Genomic DNA, 16,428 nt, shown 5'->3' with positions numbered 1-16,428 from the left:
CCGTGCATCCGGCAGGCCTTCGAAAGGCCGGTCGAGAATGAGATATGCGTGATCGAGGACGTCAGACACAATGCCCCCATCTTCATTTGCCGCCCGATACGGCTTCGAACGCGATACCGTGCGACTGGACAACTGGCGGCAGGCGCCCTGCAACGTCTGGGCCTTTCGCAATGTCGGCGAACTGGTCCCCTCGATGCGCATCCGAGCGTCGGCTCGTGCGGCGGACGAGGCGGTCGGCGACCCGCTCGGCATTCTGGCGACACATGCCGCGGCGCTGCTGCGCAGTTCCACGGATGCCCTCGTCGTCATGAAACATGGCCGTGTGATCGCCGACTATTACGCAGCCGATTTCGGCCCGCAAGACCAGCATATCGTGTTTTCGATCAGCAAGTCGATCACGGGTCTCTTGGCCGGTCTTGCTGAGGGCGACGGGATGCTCGATCCGGAGGCACCCGTTTCTCTTTATGTCCCGGAGATTGCTGGCTCGGTCTACGCGGATGCCACCGTGCGCCATCTGCTGGACATGCGCATCACGCTCGATTTCGACGAGGACTATCTCGACACTGTGGGCAATTACGGCCGCTATCGCCGGGCCGTTCTCTGGCATCCGGCCGAGGCGCGCCAGCCGTCGCTCGATCTCGTGGGTTTCTTGGCTTCGTTGAAAAAAGGCCCGGGCGACCATGGCGGCGCGGTCTCCTACAAGTCGCCAAACTCTGACATGCTCGGCCTGGTGGTCGAGCGGGCCTGCGGGCAGCGTTATGCGGATTTCGCCTCGGCGCGGCTGTGGAAACCGATGGGTGCTACGCAGGACGCGTCGATCACGGTCGATGGGGCCGGGGCGCCACGCGCGGCCGGCGGCATATCGATGACGGCAGGCGATCTCGCGCGCGTCGGCGAGATGATGCGCAATGGCGGGCGATCGCAGACCGGGGAACAGGTGCTGCCGGAAGCCTGGATCGACGACACGACAAGGACCGGCGGCAGTGCTGAGGCCTGGCTGGCAGGTGGCAATTTCTGGCTTCCCGACGGACGCTATCGCAATCAATGGTATCAGACGGGATATCCGAGCGGGGCCTTCGCCGCGATCGGCGTGCATGGCCAATGGCTCTACGTCGATCCGTCCGCCGGCGTGGTCATCGCCAAGCTGTCCTCGCAACCGTTGCCAGTGGACGAGGAATGCGACCGGTTGTGCCTGTCGCTGTTTCAGGCGGTCTGCGCGGCTGCGTGAAAAAACTGCCGCCGGCTTCAGGCAGGCGGCAGTTGTGGAGGTTTGACCGGTTAGGCTTGGCCCGGCTGCCAGTCGCCCGAGGGGATGCTGTTGATCATCCACGGCACGCCGAACTTGTCGACGAGCGAGCCGAAGCCGGGCGACCAGAAGGTCTCGGAAAACGGCATGATCGCCTTGCCCCCTTCGGAGAGTTCGTCGAACCAGCGCTTGGCCTCGGCCTTGTCGGTGGTGTGCAGCGTGACGTCGAAGCCGTTCTTGGGCTTGTCGACATTGGGCGCCCAGGCGACGTCCATGTCGGCGCCCATCAGCGCCTGGTCGCCGACGTCGAGCCAGCAGTGCATCAGCCAGGTCTTGTATTTGGGGTCGCTGATCGGCATGTCCGGCGGCGCGTCGCCATATTCCATGGCCGCGGTGATCTTGCCGCCAAGCACCTTGGCGTAGAATTCGAAGGCTTCGCGGCATTGTCCCTGGAAGCTCAGGCTGGTCACGATTTTCATGGTCGGCTCCTCGTTGTCGATGTTTTGTTCACATGTAAAATAGCCTGCCGTAAGGTGACGTTGATATCAACGTAAATGGATGGCCAAGTCAACCCGCCAAATGGTTTACCCGGCCGAACTTCTCTGAAAGCCGCGCCGGAACAGGGCCGGGGATTTGCCGGTCCACTTGCGAAAGGCGCGATAAAAGGCGCTCGGCTCGGAAAAACCGAGGTCTGCGGCGAGTTCGGCGACGTTCGTGCTGCCGTCGGTGAGCGCTTCCATGGCGAGCGCTCGACGCAAATCGTCCTTGATCGACCGGTAGGTCTCGCCCTCCAGCCGCAGCCGTCGCCGAAGGCTTGGCGCGGCAATGCGCATGCGGCGGGCCAGCACTTCGAAACTCGGCCAGGCGGCGGGCGGTGTGGCATGCAGCCGCTCCCGAATGGCTGCGGAAAGGCCGAGGTCGTGGCGATAGCGCACGAGGATGTTTGCCGGCGCATGGCGCAGAAAATCCTTCAGCGCGCGCTCGTCGCGGATCGGCGGCAGCTTGAGGAATTCGGCATCGAAGACGAGCCGCGTCTCGGGCTGGTCGAAGCGTACGGGCGCGCCGAAGAACAGGCGATAATCGGTGCCGGTGGGCGGTGCGCTGCAGCGGAAATCGACCCAGCGGATCGGCACTCGCCGCCCGACCAGCCAGCAATTGACGCCGTGCACGATGATCCAGAAGGTGCGGTAGGCAAAGGCCGAGCGCATGGCGCCGCTGTCCTTCAGCACGATCTGCGCCAGCCCCTTTTCCACGACCAGTTCGCCATGCGGATCGTCCAGCACCACCCGCAGGAAGCGGAGCGCGCGCCGCAGGGCATGTTCGAGTGTCGCGGTCGACAGGATGGCGTGGCACAGCAGGGCAAAGCTGCCGGCGCGCATCGGGCGCGCGCCCTCGCCGAAGAACTCATCGTCCATGGTGCGGGCCACGGCATGCCAGAGCGCCCCGTATTGTTCGGCCGGAATGGGGCCGGTGATGATGGGCGGCAGGCCGACCTGGGCCAGCAGCGGTTCCGCCGCCACGCCGTGACGTTGCAGGCATTCCAGCGTGTCGTCCATGAAACACGGGGCGATCATGCGGCGTTCCATGGTGACGGTCCCATCCTCGACTATGGCAAAAGCGATCACCAAAACTGCGATGTTCGGTCATTGCATACCATATTTTGCCGCCGCATCATCCTGCCTGAAACGGGTGGGAGCAGGAAAGCATGGAACTGAAGAGCCGCGTCTTTGTCGTTACGGGCGCCAGTTCCGGGCTGGGTGCTGCCGTGACGCGCATGCTGGCCGCGGAAGGTGCAAGCGTGCTGGGGCTCGATGTGAATGTTTCGGCCGGCGAGACACTGGCCGCGGAGCTCGGAGAAAACGTGCGGTTTCGCCAGGCGGACGTGACGAGCGAAGCTGACGCCAGCGCCGCCCTGGCCTGCGCCAAAGAGGCATTCGGCCATGTGCACGGCCTGGTCAATTGCGCCGGCATCGCGCCCGGCGAAAAGATCCTCGGCAAGAACGGTCCGCACGGGCTGGACAGTTTTGCCCGCGCCGTTACCATCAACCTGGTCGGCACGTTCAACATGGTGCGGCTTGCGGCCGCGGTCATGGCCGAGGAGGAGCCGGACGGTTTTGGCGAGCGCGGGGTGATCGTCAACACGGCGTCGATTGCCGCTTTCGATGGGCAGATCGGCCAGGCCGCCTATGCGGCCTCGAAGGGTGGGGTGGCCGCGATGACGCTGCCGGTGGCGCGCGAGCTTGCGCGCTTCGGCATTCGCGTGGTGACCATTGCGCCCGGCATTTTCGAGACGCCGATGATGGCCGGCATGTCGCAGGATGTGCAGGACACGCTGGCCGCAAGCGTGCCCTTTCCGCCGCGTCTCGGCCGGCCGGCGGAATATGCCGCGCTGGTAAAACATATCTGTGAGAATACGATGCTCAACGGCGAGGTCATCCGCCTCGATGGAGCATTGCGCATGGCGCCGCGGTGAGGCCGGCCATGGGAAGGAGGATCGCATGAACAATCAGGACCCGGTGGTCGTCGTCGGCCAGGCCCGAACCCCGCTCGGCGGTTTCCAGGGCGATTTGAAGGATCTTTCCGCACCCGAGCTCGGCGCTGCCGCCATAGGCGCTGCCCTTGCGCGCGGCGGGATCGCCGCGGCTGATGTCGGAGAAGTCGTGTTCGGCTGCGTGCTCACGGCGGGGCTCGGCCAGGCGCCGGCCCGCCAGGCGGCCATCGGCGCCGGCATTCCGTTCGGCGTGGGTGCCACGACCGTCAACAAGATGTGTGGCTCGGGCATGAAGGCCGCCATGCTGGCCCATGACCTGATCCAGGCAGGCTCCGCTGCCATCGTGGTTGCGGGCGGCATGGAGAGCATGAGCAACGCCCCCTACCTGCTCGACCGCGCGCGGCAGGGCTATCGCATGGGACACCAGCGGACGCTCGACCATATGTTCCTCGATGGCCTGGAGGATGCCTATGACAAGGGGCGGCTGATGGGCACCTTTGCGGAGGACTGTGCCGAGGCCTACCAGTTCAGCCGCAACGCGCAGGACGACTACGCCATCGCGTCGCTGGAGAAAGCGCAGAAGGCGGGCGCCGAGGGTGGCTTTGCCGGCGAGATCGCGCCGTTGACCATCGGCTCGGGCACCAAGCAGCGAACCATCAGCCAGGACGAGCAGCCGCAGAAGGCGCGGATCGACAAGATCCCGCTGCTGAAGCCGGCTTTTCGCGAGGGCGGCACGGTGACGGCCGCCAATGCTTCCTCGATTTCGGATGGCGCAGCGGCGCTCGTGCTGATGCGCCGGTCGGCGGCGGAGGGGCAGGGCACCGCTCCGCTCGCGCTGATCCGCGGCCACGCGACCTATGCGGACGCGCCCAACCTCTTTCCGACCGCGCCGATCGGCGCGATCCGGGCGCTCTGCCGGCGCGTCGGCTGGGAAATCGGCGATATCGACCTTTTCGAGATCAACGAGGCCTTCGCGGTCGTGCCGATGGCGGCGATCCGGGAACTGGGGCTCGCGCCGGACCGGGTGAACGTGAACGGCGGCGCCTGCGCGCTTGGCCATCCGATCGGCGCTTCCGGCGCCCGGGTGATCGTCACGCTCGTCAACGCGCTGCGCCTGCGGGGGCTGAAACGCGGCGTCGCATCCGTCTGCATCGGCGGTGGCGAGGCGACGGCGGTGGCGGTGGAGATCCCCGCCTGACCTGACGAAATCCACTGAACGGTCGGCGGAACAAGAACAAGGGACCACATACCGGCGACAACACACCGTCCAACATTATCGGGACGGAAACCCGGCGCGCTTTGCGCGCGCCGGATGGCTTTCTGCGTCTATCCGTGGGCGCCGCAGAAAGCTTCATCAACGCCCGCAGCCATACTGGGAGCGCATCACATGAAGAAACTACTCTTGTCCTCCGTGGTCCTGACATCGGTCGCGATGTTCAGCGCCCATGCCCGGGCCGATATCCTGATCGGTGTCGCCGGTCCCATCACCGGCCCGAACGCGGCCTTCGGCGCGCAGTTCGTCAAGGGCGCGGAACAGGCCGTCGCCAACATCAACGCCGCTGGCGGCGTGCTTGGCGAGCAGTTGAAGGTCGTCATCGGCGATGACGTGTCCGACCCCAAGCAGGGCATTTCCGTCGCCAACAAGTTCGTCGCCGACGGCATCCACTATGTCGTCGGCCATTTCAACTCGGGCGTCTCGATCCCGGCTTCGGAAGTCTATGCGGAAAACGGCGTGCTGCAGATCACGCCCGCTTCGACCAACCCGCAATTCACCGAGCGCGGCCTGTGGAATACCTTCCGCACCTGTGGGCGCGACGACCAGCAGGGCAAGGTCGCGGGCGAATATATCGCCGCGAACTTCAAGGATGCCAAGATCGCCATCGTGCACGACAAGACACCCTATGGTCAGGGGCTCGTCGACGTGGCGCGCCAGACGCTGAAGGAACACGGCATCGGCGACGTGCTCTATGAAGGCATTACCAGCGGCGAGAAGGATTTTTCGGCGCTCATCGCCAAGATGAAGGATGCCGGCGTGACGCTGATCTACTTCGGCGGTCTGCATACGGAGGCCGGCCTGATCATGCGCCAATCCGCCGACCAGGGGCTGAAGGCTACGCTGTTTTCCGGTGACGGCATGGTGTCGAGCGAACTGGCGCAGATCGCCGGCGATGCGGTGATCGGCACGCTGAACACCTTCGCTCCCGATCCGCGCCGCAACCCGACGGCGAAAGAGGTGGTCGAAAACTTCCGTGCCGCGGGCTTCGAGCCGGAGGCCTATACGCTCTATTCCTACATCGCCGTGCAGATCGTCGCCGCCGCCATCGAGAAGACCGGCTCGGCCGAGGACGCACAGAAGGTCGCCGAAACCATCAAGGCGGGCGGACCCTGGGCCACGGCGCTGGGCGAGATCGGCTATGACGCCAAGGGCGACATCACGCGCCCGGACTATGTCATCTACGAATGGAAAAAGGGCGAGGACGGCAAGCCAACCTATTTCGAGAAATAGGGGTTGCTCCGACGGCTGCGGCGGGAGAGGTCTCGCCGCAGCCCATTAAAGCGTGGGCAGCGTCGCGCGGATGTGATCGGCAAAGGTGGTGACGGCGGGCGAGCGGTCGCCTTCCGCGAAGACGATCAGCATGCCGAGATGTGGCAGGTGCGGCAGCGGCGCATTGAGGATGTGCAGGTCGGGCGGCACCGCCTCCTGCGTCATGACGCAGATGGCGAGGCCGGAGCGGGCAAGGCCGATCAGCCCGGCAAGGCTGTTGCTGGCATAGGAGATCTTGTAGCGCAGGCCCGCCCGCGCCATCGCCTCGCAGGCCGCACGGTGGTCCATGGCGTTCGATGCCGGCAGCGCCAGCGGCACCGTGTCGCCGAAATCGTGCAGTTCGAGCGTCGGCTTGCTGCCGACCCAGACGAGGGGTTCGGTGCGCACGACATTGTCGACGTCGTTCAGATTGGGTGTCGAAACCAGCGCCAGATCGACCTTGCGCGATTGCAGCAGCCCCCGCAGTTCGGCGGTCGGCGCCGAGACGACCTTGATCTCGACATCCGGATAGCGCGTGCCGAAACTCTTGAGGAGCATCGGGAAGAAGGACAGCAGGTAATCTTCCGGGCTGCCGAAGACGATGGAGCCGTGCAGGCCCTTGTCCGAAAAGGCGGAGACCGCTTCGTCGTGCATTTTCAGGATGCGCTCGGCATAGGCGAGGAACCTTTCGCCGCTGCCCGTCAGCCGGACCCCGCTGCCGCTGCGGTGCAGCAGGTTTTGGCCAAGCGTCTCCTCCAGCCGCTGCATCTGCATCGTCACCGCCGATTGCGTGCGCCCGACCTGCGCCGCCGTGGCGCTCAGCGAGCCGGAATGGGCGGCGTGCACGAAGGTGATGAGCAGGCGGAGATCGAGCGGACCATGCATATCAGTTTTCCTTATATCCGAATCCAAGAACTATCAATTTTACACAGATGGCGCTAGCGGCTACCGTTTTTTCACAGACATTGGAGGCTCACATGTCAAACAATCAGGATCCCGCCTTCTGGGCAGCCGCACGCAAGCATCTCATCCGCTACGGCGGCAGTTTCGACCCCGCCATCATTGAGCGCGCCGAGGGCTCCTTCGTCTATGACGCGGACAACCGGCCGATCCTCGACTTCACATCCGGCCAGATGAGCGCGCTGCTCGGCCATTCCCATCCGAAGATCGTCACGGCCGTGCAGCGCCAGATGGCGAAGGTCGCGCATCTCTTCTCCGGCATGCTGTCGCGCCCCGTGGTGGAACTCGCCGAGCGCCTGGCGGCGCTGGCGCCGGGCCTCGACCGGGTCATGCTGCTGTCGACGGGTGCGGAATCGAACGAAGCGGCCATCCGCATGGCCAAGCTCGTCACCGGCCGGCACGAGATCGTCGCCTTCTCCAAGAGCTGGCACGGCATGACGGGCGCGGCGAGCTCGGCGACCTACAGCGCCGGCCGCAAGGGCTACGGCCCCGCCATGGTCGGCTCGCTGACCATTCCCGCGCCAAACACCTTTCGCCCGCGCTTTCGCCATGCGGATGGCAGCCTCGACTGGAAGACGGAGCTCGACGACGCGTTCGGGCTGATCGACAGCCAGTCGGTCGGCAGCCTCGCCGCCTTCATCGCCGAGCCGATCCTGTCGAGTGGCGGCCTCTTGGAACTGCCGCTCGGCTATCTCGCCGCGCTGAAGGAAAAATGCCGCGAGCGTGGTATGCTTCTCATCCTCGACGAAGCGCAGACCGGCGTCGGCCGCACGGGCACCATGTTCGCTTTCCAGCGCGACGGCGTGACGCCGGATATCCTGACGCTTTCCAAGACGATCGGCGCCGGCCTGCCGCTTTCGGCGGTCATGACGACCGCGGAGATCGAGGACACGGCGCATGAGCGGGGCTACCTCTTCTACACCACGCATGTCTCTGATCCCCTGCCGGCGGCAATCGGGCTGGCCGTGCTCGATGTCGTCGAGGAGGAAGGGCTCGTCGAGCGCGCGCGCCATATCGGCGGCAGGCTTTTCGAGGGGTTGTCGCTGCTGAAGTCGCGCTTCGAATGCGTCGGCGACGTTCGCGGCCGCGGCCTGATGCTCGGCGTCGAGATCGTCAAGCCCGATGGCAGCGGCGGCTCCGATCACGAGCTTGGCAGCCGCATCGCCGCGGAAGCCTTCCGCCGCGGCCTCAGCATGAACATCGTCAAGCTGCCCGGCATGGGCGGTGTGTTCCGCATCGCGCCGCCGCTGACGATTTCCGAAGACGAGATCGACCTCGGCCTGCGCATTATCGCCCAGTCCATCGAGGCGGCATCGGCGGCCGGCGCAAGCCCTGCCGGCATTGCGGCAGAGTGAGGAAAAACAACCGATGACCGAAACGAACCTTGGCGATGCCGCAACGGCCGAAGCCCCCGAAACCATCCGCGTGCTTGTCGCCAAGCTCGGGCTTGACGGCCATGACCGGGGCGCCAAGGTGGTGGCCCGCATCCTGCGCGATGCGGGCATGGAGGTCATCTATACCGGCCTCTACAAGACGCCGAAGGATGTCGTGCACGCCGCGATCCAGGAGGACGTCGACGTCATCGGCGTCAGCCTGCTTTCCGGCTCCCACGTGCCGCTGTTTCGCGAACTGTGTCGCTGCCTGCGCGAGGAGGGCGCCGAGCATGTGCTCGTCGTCGCCGGCGGCGTCATCCCCGAGCAGGATTATGCCGCGCTCCTGGAAAGCGGCGTCGATGCCATCGTCCCGCAGGAGGCGCGCTCCGACCTGATCGTCACGACGATCGAAGGCCTCATCGCCGCCCGTGGTCGCATATGACGATCGTCACGCATTCCCGAACGGCAAAGCGCGGCACCTACACGCCCTCCGCCGCGCTGGTGAAGGACGTGCTGGCGGGGCGGGCGATCGCTATCGCCCGAATGATCTCGCGCGCCGAAGAAGGCTATCCCGAGGCCGCCGAAGCACTCGCCGAACTCTACAAACATGGCGGCAATGCCCATATCGTCGGCATCACTGGCGTGCCGGGGGCCGGCAAGTCGACGCTCGTCTCGGCCCTCATCAAGGCCTATGCCGCGGAAGGCCGCAAGGTCGGCGTCATAGCGGTCGATCCGAGCAGCCCCTATTCCGGCGGCGCGATCCTCGGTGATCGCGTGCGCATGAGCGAGACGGCCGCCGCCGGCGGCGCCTTCGTGCGCAGCATGGCGACCCGCGGTCATCTCGGCGGGCTGACGCGTGCGACACTCCAGGCGGTCGACGTGCTCGATGCGGCGGGATATTCGCCCATCATCATCGAGACGGTCGGGGTGGGGCAGGACGAGGTGGAGGTGGTGACCGCCGCCCACACCGTCGTGGTGCTCTCCGCCCCCGGCCTCGGGGACGACATCCAGGCGATCAAGGCCGGCATTTTGGAAATCGCCGACATCCACGCCGTCAGCAAATGCGACAAGCCGGAGGCATCGGCGACGGTTTCCGCCCTCCAGGGCATGCTGTCGCTCGGCGGCGGGTCCGGCTCGCACTGGACATCGCCCGTCCTGCCGGTCAGCGCCGTTTCGGGCGAGCGCATCGCCGAGCTGAAGGACGCCATCGGCGCGCATTGGGCGCATCTGCATGATACCGGCGAACTCGCCGCGCGCCAGCGCGCCATCTGCAAGACGCGCATCCTCGGCACCGCAAGACATCTTTTTCAGCAGAAATTCCAGCAGGAATCCGCAACGCTCGAGACGCATATCCGGGCCGTGACGGAACGGCGGATGGACCCGTCGGTCGCCGCGCGCGCCCTGCTGGGTTGGGAGGAAATCCGATGACCGACACCACCCTGTTTTCGACGCAGGCGATCGACAATATCCGCGAAAGCCAGGCGGAATGGGAGGAGGGCGCACTTGCCGCCTTCCTGAAGACCCGGCCGGAGGAAAAAGCCGTCTACGAGACCGAAAGCGGCATTCCGCTAAAGCGGATCTATACCGCCGCCGACGTGGCCGACATTCCGGCCGAGGAACTCGGTTTCCCCGGCGCCTATCCGTTCACCCGTGGCGTCTATCCGACGATGTATCGCGGCCGGCCATGGACCATCCGCCAGGTCGCCGGCTTCGGCAATCCGGAAGCGACCAACCAGCGCTACAAATACATGATCCAGACCGGCCAGACCGGCCTTTCGACGGATTTCGACCTGCCGACCCTGCTGGGCCTCGATTCCGATGATCCGATGGCCTTCGGCGAGGTCGGCCGCGTCGGCGTCGCCATCGACACGATGGAGGATGTCGACCGGCTATTCGACGGCATCGACCTCGAAAAGATTTCGGTCTCGCTGACGATCAACCCTTCGGCCTGGGTCGTCTATGCCATGTTCGTCGCGGTGGCGGAGCAGCGCGGCCTGGATCTCCACAAGCTGACCGGCACCTTGCAGGCCGATCCCTTGAAGGAATATGTCGCGCAGAAGGAGTGGATCTATCCGGTCCGCCCGGCCGTGCGCCTGCTGCGCGACCTCATCATGTACAGCGCCAAGGCGACGCCGAAGATCAATCCCGTCAGCCTCAGCGGCTATCATCTCTCCGATGTCGGCGGCAATGCGCTGCAGGAAATCGCCTTCACCATGGCCTTCACCATCTCCTATTGCGAGGAGGTGACGAAGGCCGGCATGGATATCGACGATTTCGCGCCGCGCCTGTCGTTCTTCTTCATCAGCCACCAGGATTTTTTCGAGCAGATCTGCAAGTTCCGCGCCGCACGCCGCGTCTATGCCAAGATCATGGCCGAACGCTTCAACGCGAAAAAGCCGGAATCCATGCGCCTGCGCGTGCATGTGCAGACGGCGGCCATGAGCCTCACCAAGGTCGAGCACCACAACAACCTCATGCGCACGGCCATCCAGGCACTCGGTGCCGTGCTCGGCGGCTGCCAGAGCATGCACACCAACGGCCTCGACGAAGCCTTCGCCATCCCGACCGAAGAGGCGATGAAGCTCGCCATCCGCACCCAGCAGATCATCCGCGAAGAAATCAACGTGACCTCGGTCATCGATCCCCTCGGCGGCTCCTATTTCATCGAGCGCCTGACGAAGGACATGGAGACCGAGATGTGGAAGATGCTCGACGAGGTGCAGGAACGCGGTGGCGCGATCCAGCTGGTCGAGGAGGGGTGGTTCCAGCAGAAGCTCGCGGATTCCGCCTATGCGACCTTCAAGAAGATCGATTCCGGCGAGAAGATTTCCGTCGGTGTCAACAAGTTCGCCGACGAGGCGAGCAGCACGGCGGACGTGCACATCCACCCCTATGACGACCATTGCACCCAGTTGCAGATCGACCGCCTGAAGATCATCCGGGCGAACCGGGACGATGCGCGCATCAAATCGCTGATGGCGGAACTCGTCGAGCAGGCCCGCTCGGACGACGTCAACCTGCTGCCCACGACCATCGAACTGGTGAAGGCCAAGGCGACGCTCGGCGAGATCTGCAGCGCGCTGCGCGAGGTCTGGGGTTCCTATGACGAACCGATGATCGTGTGAGGAGGCGGACGATGAACCACGCTGTCATTTCCACGATCGAAGGCCCGATCGCCTGGGTCAAGCTCAACAGGCCGGAACGGCTGAACGCCATGAACCGGCAGCTCGTCGACGGGCTTTCCGAGGCACTTGCGGCCGCGGAAGCCGACGAGGGCGTGCGCGCCATCATCCTTCACGGCGAGGGCCGGGCCTTCTGTTCCGGCGATGACCTCAAGGACCTCGACGCGCAGACCGCCTCTGAGGCCGAAACCCAGGACTGGGTGGAGGCCATCCAGGCCGTCACGCTCCAGATCATGCAGTCGCGCAAGATCGTCATCGCCGCGGTGCACGGCTGGTGCGTCGGCGGTGCGCTGGAATGGGTCATCAACTGCGACTTCCGGCTGTTTGCCGAAAAGACCCGCTGGTTCTTCCCAGAAGTGACCTACGGCCTGTTCGTCACAGGCGGCGTGACGGCGCTCCTGACGAAACAGGTCGGCCCGCAGGTCACAAAGGAACTCCTCATTCTCGGCGAGCGGCATGATGCGCAGAAGGCGCTGGAGGTGGGCATCGCCTGGAAGATCGTGGCCGACGACGGGTTGCTCGACGAGGCCCGGCAGCTGGCGCTGACGATCGCCACGCGCCCGTCCGCCGCCGTTGCCGACGTCAAGCGCGCCATCAATGACGGTTTTCACTCATCCCTCGAAGATGCAATGGCGCAGGAGACGGCAGCCACGGTTCGTGGCTTCCTCTCTCCCGAGGCGCAGGCAAAGGCAAAAGAGTTCTGATCCGTGTCAATGACGCCCCATTCCCTTTCGCCCGTTCCGGGCCTCGATGACGCTGAGATCGAAGATCGCGTCCTGCCGAAGATCCTGCTGAAACAGGCCGAGCGCTTCGGCTCCAGGCCCTTCCTCGACCTCGGCGGCGGGTCCGCGAGTTTCGAGCAGATGCTGGACCTGTCCACCCGGCTGGCAAACGGGTTGCGCAAGCTCGGCGTCGGGCGCGGCGACCGGGTGGCGATGCTGCTCCCCAGTTGCCTCGAACTCGTCGTGACGTGGTTTGCCGCCGCGCATCTCGGCGCAATCGAGGTGCCGAACAATCCGGGCCTCAAGGGCGATTTCCTCTGCCACAACCTCAACAATTGCGGCGCCGAGGTGCTCATCGTCGATGCCGATGTGCTGCCCGAACTGGCGATCGTCCAGGACAGGCTGCCCGACGTGCGCACGCTCATACTGGTCGGCGCCGATCCCGCGATGGCGCGCGCGGCGGGGGTGAAGATCGACCGAATCGTACGCTTCGAAGACTGCCTGGCATCGCCAGCGATCCTCGACTTCGCGCCCGTCCACTATTCCGATCCCATGGCGATCCTTTACACGTCAGGCACGACGGGTCCTGCCAAGGGTGCGCTGATGTCGCACCACCATTGTTATTCCTGGGCGGCGGCCATGGCGGCGAACCTCGGATACACCACCGAGGACAGCTATTTCTCCGCCCTGCCGCTCTTCCACACCGACGCCCAGATGTTCGGCGTCTACCTGCCGCTGATCTACGGCACCAAGGCGACGCTCGCCGACAGTTTCAGCGCCTCGCGCTTCTGGAGCCAGGTCCGAGAAAGCGGCGCCACGGCGACCAACCTGCTTGGCGCTATGGCTGTCATCCTGATGCGGGCGCCGCCGTCCGACAGCGATAGCGACAACCCCGTGCGGGTTTGCCAGTGCATTCCCATGGTGCCGGACCAGCAGGCCTTCGAGCGTCGCTTCGGCATGCGGCTCGTCACCGGCTACGGCCAGACGGAAACCAGCTTCGTAACGCTCGACACCGTCGACGATACCCGGCCCGGCTCCTGCGGCAAGCCGCATCCCGATTGGGAGGTCGCCGTCGTCGACGACAAGGACCGGCCGCTGCCGCCCGGCACGATCGGCGAGATCGTCTCACGCCCGAAGAAGAGCTGGAGCATGTTCTCCGGCTACTACCGCGCCGAGGCCAAGACCGTGCAGACGCTTCGAAACCTCTGGTACCATTCCGGTGACGCCGGCGTGATGGACGAGGACGGCTGGCTCTATTTCAAGCACCGGCTGAACGAGGCGATCCGGCGGCGCGGCGAAAACATTTCCGCCTATGAGGTGGAGACGCTGGCCGAGCAGCACCCCGACATCGTCGAAAGCGCCGCCTTCGGCATCCCGTCCGAATTCACCGAGGAGGACATCATGGTGGTGGCGCTGCGCCGCGCCGGCTCGACGCTGGCGCCCGCCGACCTGCTGGAGCATTTCCGGGAAAAGGCGCCACGCCACATGGTGCCGCGTTACATCGAGATCACCGACGCGCCGCTGCCGCGAACGCCGACCGAAAAGGTGGCCCGCAGCGTCCTGCGCCAGCGCGGCCTCAGCGAGGCGACCTTCGACCGCGGCACGCGCTAGCCCTCTATTTTCGATTTGAAAGCAAGGACCGGAGGGAGTGCCAGGAAAGGTTCGCCTATCGTCATCGGACAAACAGGTTCGAGGTAAGAGACGATGCGTGAAATCATCCGCTTTGCATGGGGGATCAGCTCCCTGGGCGACTTCGTTGTCGCCATGTCCGACAAGGGCTTGGTCGCCCTGGAATTCAGTTCGCAGCGCGCCGCAATGGAGGATGCGTTGCGCAGCCGCTTTCCCGATGCCGAACTGGAGCACGACCAGACGGCGCTTGCCGGCGTGCTCGATGCCGCTGCCGGTCTGATCGACGATCCGGCAATTGGCAGCGACCTTCCGCTCGATCTGCGCGGAACGCCCTACGAGGTAAGGGTCTGGCAGATGCTCCGCGACATCTCCGCCGGCGAGACGACGAACTATGGCGCGCTGGCGGCAAGGCTGGGCACACGCGACGCGCGGGAGGTGACGGTGGCGATCGCCAGCAATCCACTCGCGATCGTCGTTCCCTGCCACCGCGTCATCAAGAAGGACGGCTCGATCTCCGGCTATCGCTGGGGCGTCCAGCGCAAGCGCGTGCTTTTGGCGCGCGAGCAGCGGGCTCACGGACTTGGGGCTGAGCCGCGGTCAGAGGCCAGATGAGCCGGGACGGACTTGTCGCGGTTACAATCTGGCCGGTCGCCTTCGCGACGCTGCTTGGTTTATGATTGCGGGATACGCCATCCGCAATTGGGGCCGCCGGGAATGCCTGCCGATCTTCACCATCTCCTGATCGTCTACACCGCCTATGTGATCGCCGCCGGCAGTCCTGGCCCGAGCAATATGCGCATCATGGGTGTGGCCATGCACCAGGGCAGGCGGGCAGCTCTCCTGCTCGCCGCCGGTGTCGTCAGCGGCTCGATCTTCTGGGGCATGATGGCTGCGACGGGTATTTCCGCCATCCTGACCCGCTATGCCGAAGCCCTGTTCGTGCTCAAGATCTTTGGCGGCCTCTATCTGCTCTATCTCGCCTACAAGGCGGGCCGTGCGGCGCTCACCTCCGACGACAAGGCTCGGGAGGCGATGTCGAAGGACGCCGCGCTCTCCGGTGCTTCGCTCTACCGGCGCGGCCTGCTGATGCATCTCACCAACCCGAAATCGATCCTCGCCTGGATCGCGCTGATGACGCTCGGGCTTGGTCCCGGCGCATCGACGCACACGCTCGTCGCCATCCTCGGCGGCTGCGCGGTGCTAAGCGTCACCATCTTCTGCGGCTACGCCATCGTCTTCTCGACTGCGCCCATGGTGCGCCTCTATCGCCGGGCACGGCGCGGGATCGAGGGGACGCTGGCGGTATTCTTCGGCCTTGCCGGCCTGCGGCTGCTGGTGTCGCGGGTTTAGGAAGACTGCTTACCCGACGGGGTGCGAAGATGCTCCATCAGTGCGCGCGCTGTCGGGTCAAGCTCCTCTTCCGCCCGAAAACACAAGAGGAGCCGGCGTCTCGCCCAGGCGTCGGAGAGCCGCACGGAGGTGATCGGCATGGTGCGCCGGCAGCGGCGCGCGGCGGTTTCGGGCAGGATCGAGATGCCGACGCCTTCCGCCACCATTCGGCAGACGCCTTCGAAGGTGCGCAGGCGCACGCGCGGGCGCAGCCGGTGGCCGGATTGCGCGGCGTGCCCATCAACATGGTCTTGAAGCGCGCCCGCAAAGCCGATGTAATCCTCGCCGAGGATCTGGCCGAAGGCGACCTGCTTTTCCGCTGACATCGGATGGTCGCGCGGGAGCACCACGACAAGCCGGTCCGTCGCGAAGGGCAGGGCGGTGAGCGCCGCCGTCTCGACCGCATCCGAGACGATGCCGATATCCGCCAGCCCATGCTCCAATGCCTTGACGATCTCGGTGCTCGGCCGTTCGGCAAGCTCGATGTCGACCTTGGGATGTTCCGCCAGCCAGGAGCCGAGCCGGTCGGGCAGGAATTCGGTGATCGCCGCCGTGTTGGCGAGGAGCCGCACGGTGGAGCGGATGCTGCGCGCATGTTCGGACAGCTCCGCCTGCATGGCGCCGACATTGCGCAGGATGAGACGGGCATGATGCGCCAGCGCCTCTCCGGCGCGGGTCGGCGTCACGCCGCGCCGCGTGCGCACGAAAAGCGACAGGCCGCCCGAAGCCTCCATGTCACGCAGCCGCTCGCTTGCGGCGGCGATGGAGAGGTTGGCCGAGCGCGCGCCATGCGTAAGGCTGCCGGCATTGAAGACGGCGAGGAACAGGCGGAGGTCTGCAAGATCGAAGCGCATTTCGGGAGGATAACACGCCACCAGCTTTCGGAAAGGCCGAAGGCTGATGGCGGATATT

General features: G+C 65.3%; 16 protein-coding genes. 12 read left to right on the top strand and 4 right to left on the bottom strand.

From position 1 onward, the window contains the following. Positions 1-70 precede the first annotated feature (70 nt). Positions 71-1,228, top strand: coding sequence for a serine hydrolase domain-containing protein (locus tag GB927_RS01115; protein WP_256114660.1), 1,158 nt, complete (start codon positions 71-73; stop codon positions 1,226-1,228). A 50-nt stretch (positions 1,229-1,278) separates the two neighbouring features. Here the strand turns inward: GB927_RS01115 and GB927_RS01110 are convergent, their stop codons facing one another. Both GB927_RS01110 and GB927_RS01105 read right to left on the bottom strand, forming a co-directional pair. Beyond that, complete coding sequence (locus GB927_RS01110; RefSeq protein ID WP_256114659.1) at positions 1,279-1,725, bottom strand: VOC family protein; 447 nt, start codon at positions 1,723-1,725, stop codon at positions 1,279-1,281. Between the two features lie 105 nt (positions 1,726-1,830). Continuing rightward, complete coding sequence (locus GB927_RS01105; protein ID WP_256114658.1) at positions 1,831-2,832, bottom strand: AraC family transcriptional regulator; 1,002 nt, start codon at positions 2,830-2,832, stop codon at positions 1,831-1,833. A gap of 119 nt (positions 2,833-2,951) precedes the next feature. Here GB927_RS01105 and GB927_RS01100 point away from each other — a divergent pair, with 119 nt between their 5' ends. The 3 genes from GB927_RS01100 (at position 2,952) to GB927_RS01090 (ending at position 6,243) form a co-directional block, all read left to right on the top strand. Continuing rightward, entirely contained in the window at positions 2,952-3,719 is a 768-nt protein-coding gene (locus GB927_RS01100) for a 3-hydroxyacyl-CoA dehydrogenase (RefSeq protein ID WP_256114657.1), read from the top strand. A 25-nt stretch (positions 3,720-3,744) separates the two neighbouring features. Next, on the top strand, positions 3,745-4,935 hold the full coding sequence (locus GB927_RS01095; RefSeq protein ID WP_256114656.1) for an acetyl-CoA C-acyltransferase: 1,191 nt from the start codon (positions 3,745-3,747) through the stop codon (positions 4,933-4,935). A 189-nt stretch (positions 4,936-5,124) separates the two neighbouring features. After that, entirely contained in the window at positions 5,125-6,243 is a 1,119-nt protein-coding gene (locus GB927_RS01090; RefSeq protein ID WP_256114655.1) for a branched-chain amino acid ABC transporter substrate-binding protein, read from the top strand. Between the two features lie 45 nt (positions 6,244-6,288). Here GB927_RS01090 and GB927_RS01085 read toward each other — a convergent pair whose 3' ends face one another. Beyond that, positions 6,289-7,146 (bottom strand): LysR family transcriptional regulator, encoded by an 858-nt coding sequence (locus GB927_RS01085; protein ID WP_256114653.1) that lies wholly within the window; start codon positions 7,144-7,146, stop codon positions 6,289-6,291. 92 nt (positions 7,147-7,238) lie between these two features. Here GB927_RS01085 and GB927_RS01080 point away from each other — a divergent pair, with 92 nt between their 5' ends. The 8 genes from GB927_RS01080 (at position 7,239) to GB927_RS01045 (ending at position 15,477) form a co-directional block, all read left to right on the top strand. Next, positions 7,239-8,576: an aspartate aminotransferase family protein gene (locus GB927_RS01080; RefSeq protein ID WP_256114652.1), complete on the top strand. Its 1,338-nt coding sequence runs from the start codon at positions 7,239-7,241 to the stop codon at positions 8,574-8,576. A gap of 13 nt (positions 8,577-8,589) precedes the next feature. Beyond that, positions 8,590-9,036 carry a cobalamin B12-binding domain-containing protein gene (locus GB927_RS01075; protein WP_256114651.1) on the top strand — a complete coding sequence of 149 codons (447 nt, stop codon included), beginning with the start codon at positions 8,590-8,592 and terminating at the stop codon, positions 9,034-9,036. Beyond that, on the top strand, positions 9,033-10,022 hold the full coding sequence (gene meaB, locus GB927_RS01070) for a methylmalonyl Co-A mutase-associated GTPase MeaB (RefSeq protein ID WP_256114650.1): 990 nt from the start codon (positions 9,033-9,035) through the stop codon (positions 10,020-10,022). Before GB927_RS01075 ends, meaB begins: the two co-directional genes overlap by 4 nt. Continuing rightward, a complete protein-coding gene (locus tag GB927_RS01065) occupies positions 10,019-11,719 on the top strand; it encodes a methylmalonyl-CoA mutase family protein (protein ID WP_256114649.1) in 1,701 nt (566 codons plus the stop codon). The genes meaB and GB927_RS01065 overlap by 4 nt, the downstream gene beginning before the upstream one ends. An 11-nt stretch (positions 11,720-11,730) precedes the next feature. Further along, a complete protein-coding gene (locus GB927_RS01060; protein ID WP_256114648.1) occupies positions 11,731-12,480 on the top strand; it encodes an enoyl-CoA hydratase/isomerase family protein in 750 nt (249 codons plus the stop codon). A gap of 9 nt (positions 12,481-12,489) precedes the next feature. Then, positions 12,490-14,109, top strand: a complete 1,620-nt coding sequence (locus tag GB927_RS01055; protein WP_256114647.1) for an AMP-binding protein — start codon at positions 12,490-12,492, stop codon at positions 14,107-14,109. A 93-nt stretch (positions 14,110-14,202) separates the two neighbouring features. Then, a complete protein-coding gene (locus tag GB927_RS01050) occupies positions 14,203-14,739 on the top strand; it encodes a methylated-DNA--[protein]-cysteine S-methyltransferase (RefSeq protein ID WP_256114645.1) in 537 nt (178 codons plus the stop codon). 102 nt (positions 14,740-14,841) lie between these two features. Next, positions 14,842-15,477: a LysE family translocator gene (locus GB927_RS01045; RefSeq protein WP_256114644.1), complete on the top strand. Its 636-nt coding sequence runs from the start codon at positions 14,842-14,844 to the stop codon at positions 15,475-15,477. Here GB927_RS01045 and GB927_RS01040 read toward each other — a convergent pair. Next, positions 15,474-16,391: a LysR substrate-binding domain-containing protein gene (locus GB927_RS01040; protein ID WP_500809268.1), complete on the bottom strand. Its 918-nt coding sequence runs from the start codon at positions 16,389-16,391 to the stop codon at positions 15,474-15,476. The two genes, GB927_RS01045 and GB927_RS01040, sit on opposite strands and share 4 nt — an antisense overlap. Between the last annotated feature and the right edge of the window lie 37 nt (positions 16,392-16,428).

Source organism: Shinella lacus (genome assembly GCF_010994755.1).
Taxonomy (GTDB): Bacteria; Pseudomonadota; Alphaproteobacteria; order Rhizobiales; family Rhizobiaceae; genus Shinella; species Shinella lacus.
Note: the sequence above shows the minus strand (reverse complement) of the source record. Positions and strands in the feature narration are given on the sequence as shown.

Excerpts from the sequence above, each read along its gene's own strand:
- GB927_RS01075 (WP_256114651.1), top strand. The coding sequence starts at position 8,590 with ATGACCGAAACGAACCTTGGCGATGCCGCAACGGCCGAAGCCCCCGAA.
- GB927_RS01045 (WP_256114644.1), top strand. The coding sequence starts at position 14,842 with ATGCCTGCCGATCTTCACCATCTCCTGATCGTCTACACCGCCTATGTG.
- GB927_RS01105 (WP_256114658.1), bottom strand. The coding sequence starts at position 2,832 with ATGGAACGCCGCATGATCGCCCCGTGTTTCATGGACGACACGCTGGAA.
- GB927_RS01050 (WP_256114645.1), top strand. The coding sequence starts at position 14,203 with ATGCGTGAAATCATCCGCTTTGCATGGGGGATCAGCTCCCTGGGCGAC.
- GB927_RS01100 (WP_256114657.1), top strand. The coding sequence starts at position 2,952 with ATGGAACTGAAGAGCCGCGTCTTTGTCGTTACGGGCGCCAGTTCCGGG.
- GB927_RS01055 (WP_256114647.1), top strand. The coding sequence starts at position 12,490 with ATGACGCCCCATTCCCTTTCGCCCGTTCCGGGCCTCGATGACGCTGAG.
- GB927_RS01080 (WP_256114652.1), top strand. The coding sequence starts at position 7,239 with ATGTCAAACAATCAGGATCCCGCCTTCTGGGCAGCCGCACGCAAGCAT.
- GB927_RS01115 (WP_256114660.1), top strand. The coding sequence starts at position 71 with ATGCCCCCATCTTCATTTGCCGCCCGATACGGCTTCGAACGCGATACC.
- GB927_RS01110 (WP_256114659.1), bottom strand. The coding sequence starts at position 1,725 with ATGAAAATCGTGACCAGCCTGAGCTTCCAGGGACAATGCCGCGAAGCC.
- meaB (WP_256114650.1), top strand. The coding sequence starts at position 9,033 with ATGACGATCGTCACGCATTCCCGAACGGCAAAGCGCGGCACCTACACG.
- GB927_RS01090 (WP_256114655.1), top strand. The coding sequence starts at position 5,125 with ATGAAGAAACTACTCTTGTCCTCCGTGGTCCTGACATCGGTCGCGATG.
- GB927_RS01065 (WP_256114649.1), top strand. The coding sequence starts at position 10,019 with ATGACCGACACCACCCTGTTTTCGACGCAGGCGATCGACAATATCCGC.
- GB927_RS01085 (WP_256114653.1), bottom strand. The coding sequence starts at position 7,146 with ATGCATGGTCCGCTCGATCTCCGCCTGCTCATCACCTTCGTGCACGCC.
- GB927_RS01060 (WP_256114648.1), top strand. The coding sequence starts at position 11,731 with ATGAACCACGCTGTCATTTCCACGATCGAAGGCCCGATCGCCTGGGTC.
- GB927_RS01095 (WP_256114656.1), top strand. The coding sequence starts at position 3,745 with ATGAACAATCAGGACCCGGTGGTCGTCGTCGGCCAGGCCCGAACCCCG.